Below are 3,215 nucleotides of genomic sequence, written 5' to 3' on the forward strand. Positions count from 1 at the left end.
AATCTATACGATAAAGCTCAAAGTAATATTTCTGAAACAACTTTTTTCTATTCAAATGTATTCCGTCGCTCAATCCACTCGATTTGCTACGCAGTCAAGTAAGTAGTTCTTTAGAATTAGCTCTTATCGGCCAAATTTCAAGCGCCCGGAGTCGAAATTTTCCCCTGTATGAAGGGTACAGAGCCGATGTGCCGACCGATGCGGCCGTTTTGGAAAGACATTCCCGTAATTGATACAAATATGAAACCGGCTGCGTGTCGTCGGGCGATAACATTGCGTATCGTTATCTCTATCGAGGCCTTCCGGCCACCAAAGATATCTCAAACAGAGCTGAAAATGTTGATGCCTGTCGTCAAGGTCTATCGAAACGCGAAGATGGTCTGTATAGACGGCCCCAAAAAGGCAACAGGGCGGACGTGCGAGCTCCGCAAATGAACATGGCAGTTTTGAGAAATACGGCAACGAGTACGCCGCAAGTGCTACCAGGTAATGAAGCGGCTGTGCCCGAGGCCGCCAATCCCATGGTTGTATTCGAAGGCGTTGCCAAACGCTTTGCGGCGGGGAAAACTGGCGCCGAAGTGGTAGCGCTGAACGATATAGACCTCGTGGTACCCCGTGGATCGGTAACCGGGATCATCGGCCGTTCTGGAGCGGGCAAGTCGACGCTGATCCGGCTCGTCAACGGACTTGAAAAGCCGAGTTCTGGCCGCATCCTCGTTGATGGCGTGGATATCGCTGGATTGGAGGAGAAAAATCTGCGCGCTGTGCGCCGCTCGATCGGCATGATCTTCCAGCATTTCAATTTGCTCTCCTCGCGCACCGCCTTCGGCAACGTAGCGCTGCCGCTTGAAATTGCCGGCATGGGAAGGCAAGACATCGAAAAGCGTGTGGCGCCCTTGCTTGATCTGGTCGGCCTTTCCGACAAGCGCGACCGGTATCCTTCCGAGCTTTCGGGCGGCCAAAAACAGCGCATCGGCATCGCACGCGCTTTGGCAACCGAACCAAAACTGCTGCTCTCCGATGAGGCGACGTCAGCACTGGATCCAGAAACCACGCGCTCGATCCTTGCCCTTCTCCGGAAGATCAACAAGGAGCTGGGTCTGACCGTGCTTCTGATTACCCATGAGATGGAAGTGGTGAAGGCCATCGCCGACCATGTTGCAGTGATCGATGGCGGCCGCATCGTCGAACAAGGCCCGACATTCGATGTGTTTACCGGGCATGTGCACGAAACGACCAAGGCGCTTCTCGGTGGTCTCGCAGGCATGCATTTGCCGGAGTTCCTGACCAGCCGGATGTCGCAGCGACCGGAGCCCGGCTCCCGGACCATTCTGCGCGTCATATTCAAGGGCGAAAATGCCACGGAACCGATGTTGGCGCGGCTTGGCAGCGATCTTGGCATCGAGGTCAATATCATGGCCGGGGCAGTCGATGAAATCGCGGGGCGTCCTTTCGGCATGCTGGTGGTTTCCCTGCGTTCCGATGAAGCAAAAATTGCCGAGGCCCGGCAGTTCCTTGCCCACCACGGCCTGTCATCGGAGGTGGTCGGCTATGTCCGCTGATATCATTGCTCTCATCGTCAAGGCGACGGGCCAGACGCTGTATATGGTGGCAGTCGCCGGACTGATTGGTTCATTGTTGGGCATTCCCCTCGGCGTGTTTCTGGCGACGAGCGGGCGAGGCGAGCTTTTCGCTGCGTCTTGGGTCAACAAGGTGCTTGGCGCCATCGTCAACGCCACGCGTTCGACGCCGTTCATCATTCTGGTCGTTGCCATCATCCCGTTCACCCGGCTCGTTGCGGGCACATCAATAGGAACCACTGCTGCGATAGTGCCGTTGACGATTGCGACAATCCCCTTCGTTGCTCGTCTGGTCGAAACGGCAATTCGTGAGGTCGATCCTGGTCTCACGGAAGCAGCGCGCGCAATGGGTGCAAGCCCGATGCAGATCGTCTTCAAGGTGCTGCTCGCAGAGGCGCGGCCTGGAATTGCCTCTGCACTGACCCTGACGATCGTCAGCTTGATCGGTTACGCGGCAATGGTCGGTGCGATTGGCGGCGGCGGCCTTGGCGACCTTGGTATCCGCTACGGCTATCAACGCTTCATGCCCGATGTTATGGCCGTCGTCGTTGTGGTGTTGATCGTACTTGTTCAGCTTGTTCAGAGCGCCGGCGACCGGTTGGCGCGGCAATTCGACAAGCGCAGCCGTCCCCGTTGAATTTGTTATAAAAGCAGGAGTATGAAATGTTGAAGAAAATACTTGGTGTAGCAGCCCTGGTTGCGATCCTCGGCGCGACTGGTGCGCTGGCCGAAACAATCAAGATCGGAGTTACACCGGGCGAGCATGCGCAAATTCTCGAGAAGGTTGCCGAGGTCGCCAAGCCCAAGGGTCTCGATATCCAGATCCTCGAGTTTTCAGACTACGTGGTACCAAACCAGGCATTGAACGATGGCGAGCTCGATGCCAATTCTTTTCAGCACAAGCCTTACCTCGACAATCAGATTGCCGACCGGAAATTCGATCTGGTCGACGTCGCCTACACGGTCAATTTTCCGATGGGCGTCTATTCGAAAAAGGTGAAGAGTTTCGACGAGTTAGCTGAGGGGGCTACCATTGCGATTCCGAATGATCCGACCAATGGTGGCCGTGCCTTGCTTATTCTCGCCGACAAGGGTGCGATCAAGCTGAAGGACGGTGCTGGCCTGAAGGTGACGCCTGCCGACATCACGGAGAACAAGAAGAATTTCAAGTTCGTTGAACTAGATGCCGCCCAGCTACCGCGTTCGATTGATGACGTCGATGCCGCGGCGATCAATACGAACTATGCCCTTGAAGCAGGACTTGATCCGATGAACGGTACGATTCTGAAGGAAGGCGAAAAGGCTCCGTACGTCAATCTCATCGCTGTCCGTACTGCTGACAAAGACAAGCCCTGGGTGAAGACACTCATTGAATCTTACCATTCGGATCCGGTGAAGCAGTTCATTCTCGACAAGTACAAGGGTGCGGCCGTTCCAAGCTGGTAACCTGATCTTGGAAAGAATCTCGCCTAGAGCCTTTCATGGCTAGATAGAAACTGTTCTGTTTCGCGGATGGCGAGACAATCCACGCGGAAGGTGGCGAGGCCGATGTTTACCCATCGGACGAAGCCGTCTGACAAAGTGGTTGGCCGCCAGCCGGAAACCCGAAGGGCCGGGTGAATTCGGGCCAAATCC

General features: G+C 55.4%; 3 protein-coding genes. All 3 read left to right on the forward strand.

The genetic code is table 11. The features are described 5' to 3' along the window. The first annotated feature begins 521 nt into the window (after positions 1-521). From ACXJ5O_RS22660 to ACXJ5O_RS22670, 3 genes are read left to right on the forward strand one after another with little or no spacing between them, the layout of a single operon-like run. Positions 522-1,562 (forward strand): methionine ABC transporter ATP-binding protein, encoded by a 1,041-nt coding sequence (locus ACXJ5O_RS22660; protein ID WP_457301869.1) that lies wholly within the window; start codon positions 522-524, stop codon positions 1,560-1,562. After that, positions 1,552-2,217 (forward strand): methionine ABC transporter permease, encoded by a 666-nt coding sequence (locus ACXJ5O_RS22665; protein WP_457301868.1) that lies wholly within the window; start codon positions 1,552-1,554, stop codon positions 2,215-2,217. Before ACXJ5O_RS22660 ends, ACXJ5O_RS22665 begins: the two co-directional genes overlap by 11 nt. 29 nt (positions 2,218-2,246) lie before the next feature. Then, positions 2,247-3,026 (forward strand): MetQ/NlpA family ABC transporter substrate-binding protein, encoded by a 780-nt coding sequence (locus tag ACXJ5O_RS22670; protein WP_457301870.1) that lies wholly within the window; start codon positions 2,247-2,249, stop codon positions 3,024-3,026. The last annotated feature ends 189 nt before the right edge of the window (positions 3,027-3,215 follow it).

The sequence above is a fragment of the Phyllobacterium sp. P5_D12 genome (assembly GCF_054049495.1).